Source organism: Soonwooa sp. (assembly GCF_032062245.1).
GTDB lineage: Bacteria > Bacteroidota > Bacteroidia > Flavobacteriales > Weeksellaceae > Soonwooa.
Genome location: NZ_DAMBQF010000003.1, coordinates 162,681 through 179,502 on the forward strand (window position 1 = coordinate 162,681; position 16,822 = coordinate 179,502).

Below are 16,822 nucleotides of genomic sequence, written 5' to 3' on the forward strand. Positions count from 1 at the left end.
AATAAAAATCTTATGGCGTACAATATTGAGCTTGCAGACCGCATACGTGAATATCTCGCGAAAATCCCAAATCTAAATATTGCAGAAAAGAAGATGTTTGGCGGTTTGGCTTTTCTGGTTGACGATAAAATGTGCGTCAATGTGAGTGGCGAAAATTTAATGCTGCGTTATAATCCGGATTTAGAAGAGCAAGTTTCCAGAAAAGTTGGCTTCCTTCCAATGATTATGAAGGGAAAACAAATGGATGGATTTTGTTATGTTGAGCCAGAAGGTTTTAGAAAAGCCAAAGATTTTAATTATTGGATGAAAATTAGTTTAGATTTCAACAAAATAGCTGCAAAATCAAAAATGAAATAAAAAAAAATCCACCTCAAATCGAGGTGGATTCATATTAAATTCTTGAATTTATTATGAATTCAAATCCTTTTCCAACGCGCGAATGTATTGAAAAACTTTATCACTCCAACCGTTGATTTCCGCGATCCAATGATTGGTTTTTATTCCATGTGTGTGCGACGAAATATCAATAATATATGACGATTTATACGGTTTTGTGTCAGGGATTTTTGCCGAACCGTAATGTGCGTCGATATCTTGGCTATCAGAAATAACCACTAATCGATCCGCATCTTTTGCATAACCTTCGTCTTTCAGCCATTCGCAAAGTTGGTAAGTGAAAATTCCACCGCCGCCTAAACTCCCATAAATATCATTAAAATGATCGAAAAGTCCAAGCCCATAACCGTTTTTCCAAACGAGATGCGCACCTTTACGTTCTGCATCGCTACCTGCTGTGAAAACCAAGATTAAAACTTCAAAAACATAAGTTCCAACAGCTGCCATCGCAAAAGCCAAATCCATTCTCGAAAATTTTAAATTAGAACTTGTAATTCCGCCCATACTTCCCGAAACATCGATGGCAAGAATGGTTGTTCCTGAGATTTTCTCTTGAGAAAAACAGTTTCTCATCGCTTTGTCAATATCCGAAGTAAATTCTGGTGCATTTCTTTGCGCAGCCAAAAAGTTCAAAGGCGTCAACCAACCGCTGTTCACTTGAGAAATCGCATTTTGAATATCTTTTCGAGAAAGATTCGTTTCAATCATATTCCTAAGATTTCGCAAAATCGCTAAGGAACCCAAACTTTTTTCAGAAATCATTCTTTCGAAGGTTTCTTTTTTGTCAGAACCTTGTGATAAAGCAACTTCCCACGTGTTTGCAGGTTTCAATTCGTCATTAATTAAAGCTTTTAAAGCCGCTTCATTTTTTGCCGTTGGTTTTGGGTGAACCAAATTCACAACATCAACTAAAGATAAGTCTAAATTGTTTTTTTTGTATTTTGAAATTTGATATTCATCATAATTATCAAAAGCTCTAGCCAAGCCTTTTTTCACGGATTTCGACATTTTGTAAGAACCATTTCTCACCTTCAACATTTGCAAAAGATCCATGGTCATATCCGGTCGATTCGAAATTTTCGCAATTGCGTCTTTCACAGGCGTATCGTGAATTTCATTGGCTAAAATCAGTAACCAAAGCGGTGTGTGTCGCAATTTTTGTTCAAAACGACATTCCAAAGCCAATTCTACAATTTGCTCACCCGAAACTTTTGAACACAAATTTTCAATCTGCGTCATAATTTCGTCGGCAGGTTGATAGTAATTGGATTCAAATAAAAGATTGGCAAGCGTTACACGTCTTAACAACTCGTAATCTGTATATTTTCCAGCTTTTGCGGTGGTTGCACCTGCAATTTTTCCCGTTCCGAAAATTGATTTTTTTAAGTTGAATTTTGACATTTTTTTCTTTTTTAAAATTAAAAATAAGAAGCGGTTAAATCTGAATATGGTGTTTTTTTCCATTGAACGAAGTAACCAGTATCCTCACACCGCTTCCAATTTGGGAGATTGGCTGGACTCGAACCTGCGACACACGGATTAATAATCGAAGTAACTTTACTATCACACCTATTTGAAAAGGTTCAAACTTAATAAAGCGTTTTACGTTGCTCTACCAACTGAACTACAATCTCCTTGTTTGATGATGCAAAGTAATTGCCTTAGTGCGCAATCTATTTGCGTAGTAAAAAATATTTTAAAATATTTCAAAATGATTCTAATTTATTGTTGAGGTTAAAATTTTTGGGTGTCATTAATTCGACCTCGGAAATGGAAGCGTCAAGAAATTTTGAAGAATTTCCGTAAAAAAATCTCCACGGTTTGAAGGGGGGAAATTTATCTTGATATGTCAAATCTTTTCTTCTGCCCGAGTTTTGGAGATTTTAGGAAAATATTCAGAATTTTAGCGGGAATTTCCAAGTCTTGAATTTTTAGTTCTTTTGTTTCAAGACAAAAGAATAAGGACTAAAAACATTTAATCAATATATAATTCTAACCATGGAAACTATCATCAGATTTTAGAAATAGGAGTTATAGACTATATTAATTTCTTTTATCGTATCTTTGTACCGCATTAGTAAAGAAAGCACTTGTTTTTCGTAAACTTAGAAGAGTTTATTATATTCATTACTTTCAGTTTTTCGCTGCTTTCACCAGCAACTTAAATACAAACTACGACAAACAGAAGAGAAATCTCTCGGGATTCTCAAAAAATGAAGAGGTCAATTAAAGTAGGTTTTTACCGAAAATTGAACTCAATATAACGTGTAATTTAGTAACAATAAAATAAAATTTAAAAATATTTATGGCAGATTCTTTCTCAAAAAAAGAAAACTTTAAAAAGAAACAACAGAAACAAAAAGAAAAAGCGGCACGCCGTGAAGAGCGCAAATCTGATAACAACAAAGGTAAAGCGCTTGACGAAATGTTTATGTACGTGGACGAGTTTGGTCAATTGACAAGCACGCCACCAGACCAACGTGAAAAAATTGAAATTGACCTAGACGATATTCAGTTAGGTGCAGCTCCAATTGAGGTGGACGATACAGAAATCACAGGAATTATTACATTCTTGAGTGATAAAGGCTATGGTTTTATCACAGAAAATGGATCGAAAGAAAACATCTTTTTCCACATCAACAACTCGGAAGAAGAATTGAAAAAAGGTCACAAAGTAACTTACGAGAAAGAAAAATCTCCAAAAGGTTTTTCAGCAGTCAATATTAAAATAGTGAAGTAATCTTTACTTCTCTATAATATCTAAGCTTGTTTCGAAAAGAGACAAGCTTTTTTTGTACTCGGAAATTTATTGCGCATTGATGTTGCGTAGATATTTTAATTTTGTATTTTTATAATGTTAAGTATAAATTTTCCATGACATTTTATCTTTTCATTGTTTTAATTCTAATAGTATTAAGTGTTTTTTTCTTTCATGAAAGGTCAAAAGCTTTTCATAATTCCATTGAAGTTATAAACGAGCTATCAAGAACTCAGGAACTGAAGAAAATTATTGGTACTCAATGCACGACTCTTGTTTTTGGAAGTAGAAATACGAATTACCTTTTTAATAGAGCCGATTTATATATTTTTGATGGTGCTTTTTTAATTTGCGGCTACTACAAGCTCTTTAATTTGAAAATTTGTAAAACAGTCTTTGTTGTTTCTAAGAATAAAATAGAACATAAAAAGTTATTTCCTAAAGCAGAATTTCCAATAGTAAGAACAATCCATAATTATATTGATCGAGATCTACTTATCAAATTAAGCGATGAGAATTTTCCCTCAATGACTTTGGAAATAAGATTTAAGGGACTTACAAAAGAACAAAAAGAACTACTTAATATCTCCAACCACTAATACTAATTAAATGTCTTCTAATAAAAACGCCTTAATTCGGTACAAAACCCTCGATAAATGCTTGAAGAATATGTATAAAAAGTATTCGCTTGACGATTTAATCGATGAGTGTTCCGAAGCTTTGTTCGAGTTTGAAGGCAAAGAATCTTTTGTTAGCAAACGAACTATACAAATGGATTTGCAGAATATGCGCAGCGAAAAATTTGGTTATGAAGCGCCTATCGAAGTTTACGAGCGAAAATACTATCGTTATAGCGACCCAGAATACAGTATTCATAATATTTCGGTTACAGAAAGCGATTTGAAAGCAATGACTGACGCTGTTCAAATTTTGAAGCAGTTTAAAGATTTTTCGATGTTCAAGGAAATGAATGGGATAATCCAGAAATTGGAAGATTCTATACAAGTTACGCAACAAAAATCGATTATTCATCTTGATAAAAATGAGCGCTTAAAAGGTTTAGAGTATATTGATGTTTTGTATCAAGCGATTCTCAATAAGCAAGTTATACGAATTTTGTATCAAAGTTTTACAGCTCGAGAAGTGCAAAAAATGACTGTTCATCCACAATTGTTGAAAGAATATAACAATCGTTGGTTTTTGATTTGTCTGCACAAAGGGAAGCTTTACAATTTGGCTTTGGACAGAATGCAGGAAATTGCGGTCGATGAAAACTCAACTTACATCGATTACAATTTGGATGCTGATCGTTATTTTGGAGAAGTCATTGGGGCAACAGTTTCCGAAACGCAGAGTCCACGAAATGTAGATTTTTTTGTTTCCAAAAAACAGGCGCCTTATGTCAAAACAAAGCCTTTCCATCACAGTCAACAGATTTTGAATGAAGATGAAAACGGAACAACTTTTAGAATCTGTGTTCAGCTTAATTTTGAGCTAGAAAGAATGATCCTCGGGATGGGAGAGTTCTTAACCGTTCTAAAACCGTTGAAATTGCGTGAAAGAATGGAAAAAACTTTAAGACTTGCAGCAAAAAACTACACATTTTATAATAAAACTAACAATGCTGAGAATCCTTAATTTACAAGAAAATATATCAAATTTCTAGTTGTAAATTTAAATTTTCTCTGAGATTAAAGTTTTCTTTAATCCTTCCATAATACCTTTCCACAGCATGTTGAAGAACGAACGATCGGCATCTCTTTCTTTTTGGATTTGTACATTTTTACCACCTCCCTTTGCGTCGCTTTTCACTAGAATATTGACAGCTTTGCTCAAGAATTTGCGTTTTTCTCCTTTTTTGTTGAGGAAGTTAACTTTAATATTGTGATGATTTAGGAAGAAATCACCTTTAATGACATTTTTGTTTCCGAAATAATTGAATTTCAAATAATTGATTTCACCGTCCAAAGTTAGATTAAGATAAGGTCTAACAAAAAGATTGACTTCGTTGGCAGAAAGATCTTCAATTTTCCCATTGATCTTAAAATTGTCCATTTTATTTAACACATCAAAAGTCCAATTAACCTTTGTAGGAGCAGTCCCAAAAAACTTAAAACCTGCATCAACAGCCACGACACTTGACGTACCTTTTACTTTTCCGTTCCCAACATTTTTGATAGTAGCATTAAAAGCATCCATGAATAATTTGCCAGGTTTGTTATTATTAACCGCATCTTCTTCGTAAGAAATATAAGAATTACGAAGCTCAACATTGTTAACAAACAAAGGCACCTTAATATTTCTCAGCTTTTCATTAAACATTGTTCTGGCAGTTTTGTCTTCTGGTGGCGCCAAATCATGAAAAATACTACATTTAACACCATCTAGTACAACTTTGTTTAAAAGAATCTGGTCATGATTTTCGAATAGTGACACGCGATCAAAAATCTGAATGCTATTTGCTGTAACATCGTATAAGTCTTCTTGTTTCGAAATAATCCTAGAAAACTCTTTACGATTATATTTAGATTTAAATGCTAGATTTTTGATGCTACTAATTTTATCACTATTTTCAAGATTTTTAATGCGCAGCGTATAATATTTACCAGCATCGACAAAGATTTCTCCCGTTTTGATATTATGATTAGCAATCGTAAATGCGGTCTTGGATTTTAAAGTGGTTTCATTGATTTTAAAATTATTGAAAATCGCATTAATACTTGCAACTGTAGCTTTCTGCTGCCCACTACTTGTTAGTTGTTGAAAGTTGGCATTATTCAGTTTTATAGCTCCAATATTTAAGTTTAAATCTGAATTTTTTCGGTCTGGTTTTTTTGCAGCTTTATGGGTTTTAGAAATCATGGCAACTCTTGCATCATCAACCGTCATTGCATTCAAATTTAAATTAATTTTTTGACCCTCAAATTTTGGCTTAATATTCTGAATATTGACTTTTTTAATAAAACCTGACCAAAGATTTTGATTCAAATTTGTACCTAATTTCGCTAGCTGAATGCTGTCTACTGCAAGATTAGCATCTTTCGTGAAAACATGACCAATACGCACTTCTTGGTTATTGTTTACTCGGAAATAGATTTTAGAAACATCAATATTATGCTGATCAAATTTGAAAGGGATTTTTTCTTTAACTGTGTTTTTATCAAATACAATTTTTGTAATATTAATATTGAATTTATCAGCAGAAGCGCTCTTCGTTTTATCGGATTTTTGCACCAATAATTTCCCGTTTTTGAGATTGATATCCTTTAACGCAATTTTGAGATTCATTTCTTTAGGATTGTCTTTTACAATCTTTTTGTTGGTCGAAGTTATCGTCAAATTTGGCTCGTCAATTAAAGTGCTTTCAGCGATTAGCGAGTCACGGTTAATGTTGAGATTAGACGCTGTAAAATTTTTAGCTTTAAAATCGAAAACACTTTTCGCATTGTAGTCTGATGGCAATTGCGTTGGGTTAAGATGCAGATTTTGGATGGCTATTTCCTTATCAAATGTGTTAACTTTATCAGCCAGAATTTGATAATAATCGTTAACTGTGACAATAAGATTTTCTGTATGAATGCTCAATTTTTTAAAACCAATCGGCAGACGCGTATTGTCATCATTATTGAGATCAATATCTTGAAGATCAACATTAATTTTGTTACCATTAAAAACCGATTTACCTTCATGATTGACAGCTTTTAGCTCACCATTTTCGATTAGCAATTCGCTGAGGAAAATGTCTGGTTTTTCGTTATTTTTTGCAGCATCTTTTTTCTTTTTTGCAAACCGAATATCCAAGTTTGGGTTTTTAATTTTAACAAGTTTCGCTTTATAAGTTTTAGAAAACAGCGCTTTGAAAACACCAAAATCAGCAACCTGTAATTCGCCAATTGTTCCAGATAATTGTGTAACGGCGGTATCTTTAGGATTTTTAGTTTTTATTTTAACATCGTTAATAAGGAGATTTCCCGAAATTAAATCAAAATTAAATTGAGCCATATCAACATGATAAGGTGTTTTTTCGTTGACTAAATCCGGAAGTTTGCTTTTCAGATAAATGTTGAGCAGAAAAGGAAAAGCTACCAAAAGTAACAATAGAACAGAAATACTTGTTACAATTATTTTCTTTCTTTTTGATGTCTTTTTAGTTTCCATCTATTGCGTTTTTGTTCAAAGATAATTAAAATTCAAAAGCTTCAAATCGATATTGTCCATCCAGATATTTTGCATAAATGTGATGTAAGCCGTTGGACAAGATGATTTCTGGTGCTTGGATAACAGAATTGTACCGTGCAATTTGCTCAAATTGCTTTTCGGTCAAGTTGATATTTGGCGCTTTCAATTCCACTAAAATTTGTGCTTTTGTACGATGCGTAATCAGCATATCTAGGCGCTTGGTCGTAGAATTGAGTTCCAATTTTTGTTCCAAAATAAGAGATGACGCATTTTTCTTCTTAATTTTCAGAAAATAAGCAACCCAATGTTGTCGCACCCATTCTTCCGGCGTCAATACCAACCACATCTTACGCACCGAATCATAAATAAATAATGTATCTTTGTCTTGCTTGATTTTCAAGTCAAATTCGGTATTGAAGTTTAGTTTAGGTAGTTGCATAAAGTCTTATGAAAGATATAGAAATTGTCCTCAAAAGTATTAAAAATAAAGAGTTTTTACCAATATATTTCTTACATGGCGAAGAACCTTATTATATTGATGTAGCGACCAAACATTTCGAAAATGATGTTTTGGAAGAAGATGAAAAGGCTTTTAACCAAACCGTTGTCTACGGAAAAGACACTAATTATGGCGAGATTTTGTCCTTGGCAAGGCAATATCCGATGATGGGCGACAAGCAATTAATCATTGTTAAAGAAGCGCAAGATCTCAAATTGGAAGAGTCAGAATCCGACGCTTTTTTGGCTTATCTCAATGCGCCGGTTGAATCGACAATTCTCGTTTTTGCCCACAAACACAAGAAGCTGGACTCTCGTAAAAAAGTTAGTAAAGAACTGACAACAAAGAAATTTTTATTTTTAAGTGATAAAATAAAAGACTCACAATTAGCCACTTGGATACAATCCGAAATTGAAAGATTTGGTTACAAAGCGGCGCCCAATGTTAGTTTCCTTTTAGCTGAATATCTTGGTAGCGACCTTTCTCGTATTGCGAACGAGCTTAATAAACTTAAACTAGTTTTAAAAGAAGGTGATGTTCTCGATAACAAAATTGTTGAAGAACATATCGGGATTAGCAAAGACTACAACATCTTCGAACTTCAAAAAGCTATAGCAACAAAAAATAAAGAACGTGCCTTTAAAATTGCTTATTATATGGGCAAAAATAAAAAGTCAAATCCCATCCAAATGTCGATTGGCGCTTTGTATAAATTCTTCTCGGATCTGGTGATGTACCATACTTTAATTGGGCAATCGCCATCGGTTATCGCAAAAGAAATTGGCGTAAATCCTTATGCTATTCAGAATTTTGCAGAAGCAGCACGTTTTTATCCACTTAAATTAGCGACCAGAATTATCTCTGTCATTCGCGAAATGGATTTAAAATCAAAAGGTCTAGGCGTACGTCAAATGGAAGATGATGAAATCTATGTCGAAATGACTTTTAAAATTTTAAACATCGACCAAATCAAGATGAATTAATTTAACTATTTAATTATAAAGACTTTAAGTTGTTTAAAACTTTTAAAAAATGGTTTAAAACAAAAAAGCTTCATAAATAGATAAGATTATATAAATATCAAAATCGAAAAAATTAATTAGTCAAAATTAGCTTGAACTAAAATTAATTACGATTTTTGAAACTTTAATTTTAAAAGAGAGAAAAAAGATATGGAAAACATTTTAGATTGTGTTATCGTTGGGTCAGGACCTGCAGGTTACACAGCGGCAATTTACGCTGCAAGAGCTAACCTAAAACCAGAATTATTCACAGGACTTGAGCCAGGCGGACAGTTGACAACGACGACAGAAGTCGAAAACTTCCCAGGTTATCCTGATGGCGTTACTGGTCCAGAAATGATGATGCAATTGCAAAAGCAAGCAGAACGATTTGAGACCAAAGTACATTACGAAATGATTTCGAAAGTAGACTTCGCTAAGGAAAGAGGTGGTGTACACAAGATTTCTACTGGAAGTCGCGATATCTTAGCAAAAACGGTAATCATCTCAACTGGTGCTGCTGCTAAATATCTTGGGCTTGATGATGAGAAAAAGTACGCTGGTGGCGGGGTTTCGGCTTGTGCAACTTGCGACGGATTTTTCTATAGAGGAAAAGATGTTATCGTTGTAGGTGCTGGTGACACGGCTGCTGAGGAAGCGACTTATCTATCTAAAATCTGTAATAAAGTGACAATGTTGGTTCGTAAAGATCATTTCCGTGCTTCAAAAGTAATGGTAGATCGTGTGATGTCAACACCAAATATTGAAGTTAAATTCAATCATGAATTAATTGCTATCGAAGGTGAAAATTCTATGGTAGAAAGAGCTGTAGCGATTAATAACCAAACACAAGAACAATCAAAAATTGATGTTCATGGTATTTTTATCGCGATTGGACACAAACCAAATACAGATGTTTTCAAAGGACAAATTAACTTGGACGAGCATGGTTACATCATCACAGAAGGGAAATCTACTGTAACCAATTTGCCAGGCGTTTTTGCTGCGGGTGATGTACAAGATTCGCATTACAGACAAGCGATTACAGCGGCTGGTAGCGGTTGTATGGCGGCAATGGATGCAGAAAAATACATTGGCGAGTTAAGTGGCGAAAATCATACTTGGGTAGTGCAAGACTAATGTTAAAAAACTTAGTTTTAATATTCATAGGAGGTGGGATAGGCAGTATTTTGCGCTATCTCATCTCTTTTTTTTCTTTGAAGTTTTTCAAAACTTCGGGCTTTCCGATTGCAACTTTGATTATTAATTTGGTTGGTTGCTTTTTGATAGGTCTATTTTCGGCTTATTTTATTAAACAAGATTCAGGACTAAAATTCTTATTTATCACAGGATTTTGTGGCGCTTTTACAACATTTTCAACCTTTTCTGCGGAGAATGTCATCCTTTATCAAAACGGAAATTACGTTTCCCTTATTTCTTATATTTTACTAAGTATCATTTTAGGATTTTTTGCAGTATTAATGGGTTTATCTTTTGCAAAAAACTAAAATCTAACTTTTTAATATTATTTTTTTTAAATTATACTTTAAGCATAAAATTTACAAAGTATTAATTTTCAATAAAGTATATTTACTTTTAAAATATTTTGATGATAGCGAGTTTAAATTTCATCAAAAAACTTAAAAAATAATTTGGTCAATATATAAAAGCTTTATATATTTGCACCACTCAAAACAACGATACCATCGCTGTTTTGGAGAGATGGCAGAGTGGTCGATTGCGGTAGTCTTGAAAACTATTGACTGTAACAGGTCCGGGGGTTCGAATCCCTCTCTCTCCGCTTAATAAAAGTCCCGAACGAAAGTTTGGGACTTTTTTTATCCAAATTATAAAGGATTTGATAACTTCATGGAAACTCAAAATTATAATGAAGTAAATTACTCTTGATAAATTAAAATCGCTTTCTCAGTCCAAAATTTTGATCTCAAGAGCGAATTAGTACTAAAACAGTTAAATCATATCATCAACTTTCCCTTATTTTTATTTTTAAATAAAAATCTCTTCTAAAGCCTGTTATCTTACAATTTTTCCCCTTACAATTTTGAGATTTATGAACTAATTAAGCGTTTATATGTAAAATAGAATTTAAAATAATTGATTTAATTCTTTATTTGAAACTATAAAAATATATTTGCACAATAATTTCCTATTATGGCGAGGATTCTTATCATCGACGACGAAGAAAAAATCAGAACTTTATTAGCCCGAATTTTAGGCCTTGAAGATTTTGATGTTATAACTGTTTCTAATCTGAAAGCAGCTACCAAACGTTTAGAATTGGATGATATTGATGTAGTAGTTTGCGATGTCAAATTGCCGGACGGTAGCGGTGTCGATTTTTCTAAATTGGTGAAAAATAAATATCCAGCGACCGAAGTTATTTTGTTGACCGCGTTTGGAAACATTCCAGACGGTGTCCAAGCGATTAAAAATGGTGCGTTCGACTATATTACTAAAGGCGATGACAATAACAAGATTATTCCGTTGGTTTACAAAGCTGCCGAAAAAGTAAAGCTTAATCGTCACGTTCTTCAACTTGAAAAACAGTTAGGAAATCAACAATCATTTGACACTATTGTTGGCGATTCGAAGTCGCTGAAGTTGGCAATAGATTCGGCAAAGAAAGTAGCAACAACGGATGCAACAGTTTTGTTGACTGGCGAAACAGGAACGGGAAAAGAAGTTTTCGCACAAGCCATTCATAATGCTAGTTTACGCAATAAACAGAATTTTATTGCTGTCAATTGTTCGGCTTTTAGCAAAGAACTTCTGGAAAATGAATTGTTTGGACACAAAGCTGGTGCTTTTACTGGCGCGGTTAAAGATGCAAAAGGCATTTTTGAAGAAGCCAATAACGGAACGGTTTTCCTTGACGAGATTGGCGAAATGCCACTCGATTTACAAGCCAAATTATTACGAGTTCTAGAATCTGGCGAGTTTTTGAAAGTCGGTGATACCAAACCAATAAAGGTGAATGTGCGGATTATTGCAGCGACCAATCGCAACTTGCAACAAGAAATTGATGCCGCTAATTTCCGAGAAGATTTGTTTTACAGGATTGCGGTTTTCCAAATTTCGTTACCGTCTTTACGTGACCGAGTTGCCGATATTCCTGCATTAGCACAGTTTTTCTTGTCTAAATTTTCCGTTAAATCATCCAAACATATTGCGTTGATTTCGGCAGAATATATGGAGGCTTTGCAAAAACATAACTGGAAGGGTAACATACGCGAGCTTCGCAATATTATCGAACGAAGTGTCATTTTAACCGACGGTTCCGAACTTTTGTTAGAAAGCCTTCCTTTGGATTTCATTGTTAATTCGGCTTCTACTAAGGATAATGATTTGTCTGAGTTTTCGATGGCGAATATAGAAAAGCAACACATCCAAAAGATTCTGAAATTTACTAAAGGTAACAAAGCCGAAGCGGCGCGTCTCATGGAAATCGGAATTGCAACTTTGTACCGAAAAATAGAAGAGTATCAACTCTGAAAAATAGTATCGTTTTGAGAAGAAGCCTATCATTTTGATAGGCTTTTTTTGTGTTTGGAATTAAGGTTATGTTTTGTAATGTTTTGATAATTAGAGTTTTAGATATTTTATTTCTAAAATGGATTATGTTTTGGCATTAGTGTTTTCGAACAAATAAAATAAACATATGAGAACAAAAGCTCAAAAAATTCATTTAGTAAGACGAACACAGTTTCATCATTATGGTATAAAACCCAAACATATTGTTTTGGGAATTGCAATCTTCGGATTTGTCGCATGTGCCATCGCTCAATTTTTATCATGATTAAATTTTCCACTCATGCTTACAATTATTCTAGTCCTTGCAGGAATTATGTGTTTTGCAATTTTTTATAAAGCCATTGACTTTTTCGAAAAAATGTAATTACAGATCAAAATTCAAAATTTATAAAAATGACATTACTATTTATTATCGCAATCATGGTGTTTATCTACATCATCTATGTATTGCTAAAACCGGAAAAATTCTAAAAAATGAAACCCGAAATCAAAAAGCAAATTCACAATTTTTTTATTGTATTAATTATGTGGGCATTTGTTGTTGCCATAATATACTTGGCTTTGATTCGGCTAAAGCAGATTTAATAATTCTATAAAATATTTTTTTCAGAAATGAATACAGAAATACTAGGCGTTATAGCCATGTTTACGCTAACAATGCTGCTGGCTTTTCCACTAGGGAAGTACATTGCCAGAGTATATGGCGGAGAAAGTAAAAGTGGAAATCGGATTTTCGGTCCACTAGAAAAACTAATTTTTAAAGTTGCAGGTGTTAATCCTAATGCAGAAATGACGTGGCAAAAACACCTTCAAGCCTTAATAACAATCAATTTGGTTTGGTTTCTATTAGGTATGGTTATTTTGATGACACAAGGTAGCTTGCCTCTTAATCCTGATCATAATCCTAGCATGTCTGCAGATTTAGCGTTTAATACAATTATCTCTTTCATGGTTAACTGTAATCTTCAGCATTATTCTGGAGAAACGGGCATGTCGTATTTGGGACAAATGTGGTTGATGTTTTTACAATTCGTAAGTGCTGGTGTTGGCATGGCTGCTGCTGCAGTTGTTTTCCGCGCATTTAGAGACAAAACAACAACGCAACTCGGTAATTTTTACAAATTCTTTGTGAAATCTTGTACACGTATTCTTTTACCAATGTCTATAGTTGTTGCAAGTATTTTGGCTTTCCAAGGTACACCAATGACTTTTGAAGGTAAAGACGCAATTGTCAATTTCCAAGGTGATAAAGTCGAAGTTTCTCGTGGTCCTGCTGCAGCTTTTATCGCTATTAAACATTTAGGAACCAATGGTGGAGGATTTTTCGGAGCAAATGGAACGCATCCTCTAGAAAATCCTACTTACTTTAGTAATATGACTGAAATGATTGCGCAGTTCATAATTCCTGTGGCAATGGTTTTCGCTTTTGGATTCTTTATTAAACGTCGAAAATTGTCTTGGATGATCTATGGTGTAATGACTGTTGGTTTTCTTGCATTAGCTGTACCAAATATCATTATGGAGATGAATGGGAATCCAATGATTTCGTCCATGGGGATTGATAATGCACTAGGTGCGATGGAAGGTAAAGAAGCCCGAATTGGTGCGGCGGCATCAGGCTTTTGGAGTATTGTAACGACCGTTATCTCGACAGGATCTATTAACGCAATGCAAGACAGTTCGATGCCTTTATCTGGGATGAATGAGCTACTGGCAATGATGATTAATGCCTTCTACGGTGGCGTTGGCGTTGGTATTCTTAACTTTTTTGTCTTTATTATTTTGGCTGTTTTCATCAGCGGGTTAATGGTGGGTAGAACTCCTGAATTTTTGGGTAAAAAAATTGAAGCACGCGAAATGAAAATCGCTATGATGATAGCACTTTTACATCCTTTCTTAATTCTTGTGGGTACAGCCTTAACAGCGGCAATGCCAAGTGAAGGCGCAGCAACGCTTAATAATCCAGGTTTCCACGGATTTAGCGAAATGTTGTACGAATTTACTTCCGCATCAGCTAATAACGGAAGTGGTTTCGAAGGACTTGGTGATAACACGCCTTGGTGGAATATCTCGACAGGATTTGTATTAATCCTTAGCCGTTATCTTCCAATTATCGGTCCTGTTGCCATCGCTGGATTATTGGCCGAGAAACGCTTTATCCCAGAAAGTGCAGGTACTTTAAAAACCGACACCGCAACTTTTGGATTAATGGTTTTTGCCGTTATCATCATCATTGCAGCACTTGCATTTTTCCCATCACTTGCCTTGGGACCAATCGCTGAATATTTTTCTATAAAATAAATTTTAACAGAAAATGAAATCTCAAAATAAATCATTGTTTCAAAAAGATATGGTGCAAACAGCACTCGCAGAATCTTTTGTGAAACTAAACCCTAAAACAATGTTCCGTAATCCAATTATGTTTTTGGTAGAAATAGGGATAGTTATTATGCTCTGCGTTAGTATTTGGACGCTACTTGGCGAAAAATCACAAAGCAGTTTTGCATACAATTTTGCAGTTTTTTTAATCTTATTTGTGACTTTGCTTTTTGCAAATTTTGCTGAAGCTATCGCAGAAGCTAGAGGAAAAGCACAAGCGGATAGTCTTAGAAAAACAAGAGAAGAAACGCCCGCAAAAAAACTGAATATCGGAAACGGCGAATTTTCTCGTGAAAAATCTGATCAATATCCGATTACGGTTATCAACTCATCAACTTTAAAGAAAGGCGATATTTTCCTTTGCGAAGCGGGCGATATTATTCCTGCCGATGGCGAAATTATCGAAGGTTTGGCAACTATTGACGAAAGTGCCATTACTGGTGAAAGTGCGCCTGTTATTCGTGAAGCTGGTGGTGACAAAAGTAGCGTGACTGGCGGAACTAAAGTTTTGTCTGACCAAATTAAAGTAGTTGCAACAACCGAACAAGGCGAAAGTTTTTTGGATAAAATGATTGCATTGGTAGAAGGTGCAGCACGTCAAAAAACACCTAACGAAATTGCTTTAACAATCTTATTGGCTGGCTTTACACTAGTATTTATCATCGTTACAGTGACGCTAAAACCTTTTGCAGATTACGCACAAGCGCCAATTACCATTGCAGCATTTATCTCATTATTTGTTTGTCTTATTCCGACAACGATTGGTGGATTGCTTTCTGCGATTGGGATTGCGGGGATGGACAGAGCTTTGCGTGCCAATGTGATTACTAAAAGTGGTAAAGCTGTGGAAACGGCTGGTGATATCGATGTTTTACTTTTGGATAAAACAGGAACGATCACAATCGGAAATCGTAAAGCGACTAACTTTTTTGCAGCGCAAGGAGTAGACAGTCAACATTTTCTAAATGTTATCGCTTTAAGTTCATTAACGGACGAAACGCCAGAAGGTAAGTCGATTGTGGAGTTGGCAGCACAACAGGACGAAGGACAATGGACAACGGACAGCGAGAAAATCGCTTATAACAACCGCGGAACAATGTTGAATTACGCCTTGTCTAAAATTCAATTTATAAAATTCACGGCTGAGACGAGAAGTTCTGGATTGGATTTCGAAAATCAAAGAATTAGAAAAGGTGCTTTTGATGCTATTAAAAATTTAGTGGAAAAAGCTGGAAATACAGTTCCTAAAGAGATTGCTGAAGAAGTAACCCGAATCTCGACCAACGGTGGAACGCCTTTAGTTTTGGCAGAAAATGAGAAAGTATTAGGTGTTATTGAACTTCAAGATATTATCAAGCCAGGCATCCAAGAGCGTTTCGAAAGACTTCGCAAAATGGGAATTAAAACCGTGATGGTTACTGGTGACAATCCTTTAACAGCGAAATACATTGCAGAGAAGGCTGGTGTAGACGATTTTATCGCAGAAGCAAAACCTGAGGATAAAATGAACTACATCAAAAAAGAACAATCCGAAGGAAGATTGGTAGCGATGATGGGCGACGGAACCAACGATGCACCAGCCTTGGCACAAGCTGATGTCGGCGTCGCGATGAACAGTGGAACACAAGCAGCTAAAGAAGCCGGAAACATGGTGGATTTGGATAACGATCCAACGAAGTTGATCGAGATTGTAGAAATCGGAAAACAGCTTTTGATGACGCGTGGAACGCTGACCACATTTAGTATTGCGAATGATGTTGCGAAGTATTTTGCCATTATTCCAGCGCTTTTTATTGCGGCAATACCGGCTTTGCAAGGACTTAATATCATGCGATTGCATTCGCCAGAGTCAGCTATTCTTTCTGCAATTATTTTTAATGCGATTATTATCCCGATTTTAATTCCGTTGGCGTTGAAAGGTGTTGCATACAAACCAATCGGAGCTTCGGCTTTATTAAGAAGAAATCTATTTATCTACGGACTTGGTGGAATTATCGTCCCGTTTATTGGGATTAAAATCATCGATATCCTAGTGTCATTCTTCTTTTAATCATTGAC

Annotated in this window: 14 protein-coding genes and 2 tRNA genes; 12 read left to right on the plus strand and 4 right to left on the minus strand. The window is 34.8% G+C overall.

Annotated features, from left to right (window positions below; translation table 11 throughout):
* The first annotated feature begins 12 nt into the window (after window positions 1-12).
* Window positions 13-357, plus strand: a complete 345-nt coding sequence (locus tag RT037_RS03540) for a TfoX/Sxy family protein (RefSeq protein WP_312324424.1) — start codon at window positions 13-15, stop codon at window positions 355-357.
* 51 nt (window positions 358-408) lie between these two features.
* On the opposite strand, the gene RT037_RS03545 is transcribed toward RT037_RS03540, so the two are convergent.
* Entirely contained in the window at window positions 409-1,797 is a 1,389-nt protein-coding gene (locus RT037_RS03545) for a TROVE domain-containing protein (RefSeq protein ID WP_312324421.1), read from the minus strand.
* Window positions 1,798-1,900: 103 nt separating this feature from the next.
* A tRNA-OTHER gene (locus RT037_RS03550) sits at window positions 1,901-2,030 on the minus strand.
* A gap of 671 nt (window positions 2,031-2,701) precedes the next feature.
* Here RT037_RS03550 and RT037_RS03555 point away from each other — a divergent pair.
* From RT037_RS03555 to RT037_RS03565, 3 genes are all read left to right on the plus strand, one after another.
* Window positions 2,702-3,136, plus strand: coding sequence for a cold shock domain-containing protein (locus RT037_RS03555; RefSeq protein WP_079667966.1), 435 nt, complete (start codon window positions 2,702-2,704; stop codon window positions 3,134-3,136).
* Window positions 3,137-3,270: 134 nt separating this feature from the next.
* Window positions 3,271-3,753 (plus strand): hypothetical protein, encoded by a 483-nt coding sequence (locus RT037_RS03560; RefSeq protein ID WP_313028208.1) that lies wholly within the window; start codon window positions 3,271-3,273, stop codon window positions 3,751-3,753.
* A 10-nt stretch (window positions 3,754-3,763) separates the two neighbouring features.
* Complete coding sequence (locus RT037_RS03565; RefSeq protein ID WP_313028210.1) at window positions 3,764-4,792, plus strand: WYL domain-containing protein; 1,029 nt, start codon at window positions 3,764-3,766, stop codon at window positions 4,790-4,792.
* 36 nt (window positions 4,793-4,828) lie between these two features.
* Here the strand turns inward: RT037_RS03565 and RT037_RS03570 are convergent, their stop codons facing one another.
* Both RT037_RS03570 and RT037_RS03575 read right to left on the minus strand, forming a co-directional pair.
* Window positions 4,829-7,312, minus strand: coding sequence for a hypothetical protein (locus RT037_RS03570; RefSeq protein ID WP_313028213.1), 2,484 nt, complete (start codon window positions 7,310-7,312; stop codon window positions 4,829-4,831).
* A gap of 25 nt (window positions 7,313-7,337) precedes the next feature.
* Window positions 7,338-7,772, minus strand: coding sequence for a type I restriction enzyme HsdR N-terminal domain-containing protein (locus RT037_RS03575; RefSeq protein WP_313028214.1), 435 nt, complete (start codon window positions 7,770-7,772; stop codon window positions 7,338-7,340).
* Window positions 7,773-7,780: 8 nt separating this feature from the next.
* Between RT037_RS03575 and holA the strand changes: the two genes are divergently transcribed.
* From holA to kdpB, 8 genes are all read left to right on the plus strand, one after another.
* Window positions 7,781-8,815, plus strand: coding sequence for a DNA polymerase III subunit delta (gene holA, locus RT037_RS03580; RefSeq protein WP_313028217.1), 1,035 nt, complete (start codon window positions 7,781-7,783; stop codon window positions 8,813-8,815).
* Window positions 8,816-9,004: 189 nt separating this feature from the next.
* Window positions 9,005-9,973: a thioredoxin-disulfide reductase gene (gene trxB, locus RT037_RS03585; protein ID WP_313028219.1), complete on the plus strand. Its 969-nt coding sequence runs from the start codon at window positions 9,005-9,007 to the stop codon at window positions 9,971-9,973.
* A complete protein-coding gene (gene crcB / locus RT037_RS03590; protein ID WP_313028221.1) occupies window positions 9,973-10,341 on the plus strand; it encodes a fluoride efflux transporter CrcB in 369 nt (122 codons plus the stop codon). Before trxB ends, crcB begins: the two co-directional genes overlap by 1 nt.
* 208 nt (window positions 10,342-10,549) lie before the next feature.
* Window positions 10,550-10,634: transfer RNA gene (locus RT037_RS03595), tRNA-Ser, on the plus strand.
* A gap of 371 nt (window positions 10,635-11,005) precedes the next feature.
* Entirely contained in the window at window positions 11,006-12,346 is a 1,341-nt protein-coding gene (locus RT037_RS03600) for a sigma-54 dependent transcriptional regulator (protein ID WP_313028223.1), read from the plus strand.
* A gap of 432 nt (window positions 12,347-12,778) precedes the next feature.
* Complete coding sequence (locus tag RT037_RS13825; RefSeq protein ID WP_079667143.1) at window positions 12,779-12,856, plus strand: potassium-transporting ATPase subunit F; 78 nt, start codon at window positions 12,779-12,781, stop codon at window positions 12,854-12,856.
* A 141-nt stretch (window positions 12,857-12,997) separates the two neighbouring features.
* Window positions 12,998-14,686, plus strand: a complete 1,689-nt coding sequence (kdpA, locus tag RT037_RS03605) for a potassium-transporting ATPase subunit KdpA (protein WP_313028224.1) — start codon at window positions 12,998-13,000, stop codon at window positions 14,684-14,686.
* A gap of 13 nt (window positions 14,687-14,699) precedes the next feature.
* Entirely contained in the window at window positions 14,700-16,814 is a 2,115-nt protein-coding gene (gene kdpB, locus RT037_RS03610; protein ID WP_313028225.1) for a potassium-transporting ATPase subunit KdpB, read from the plus strand.
* Window positions 16,815-16,822: the final 8 nt, after the last annotated feature.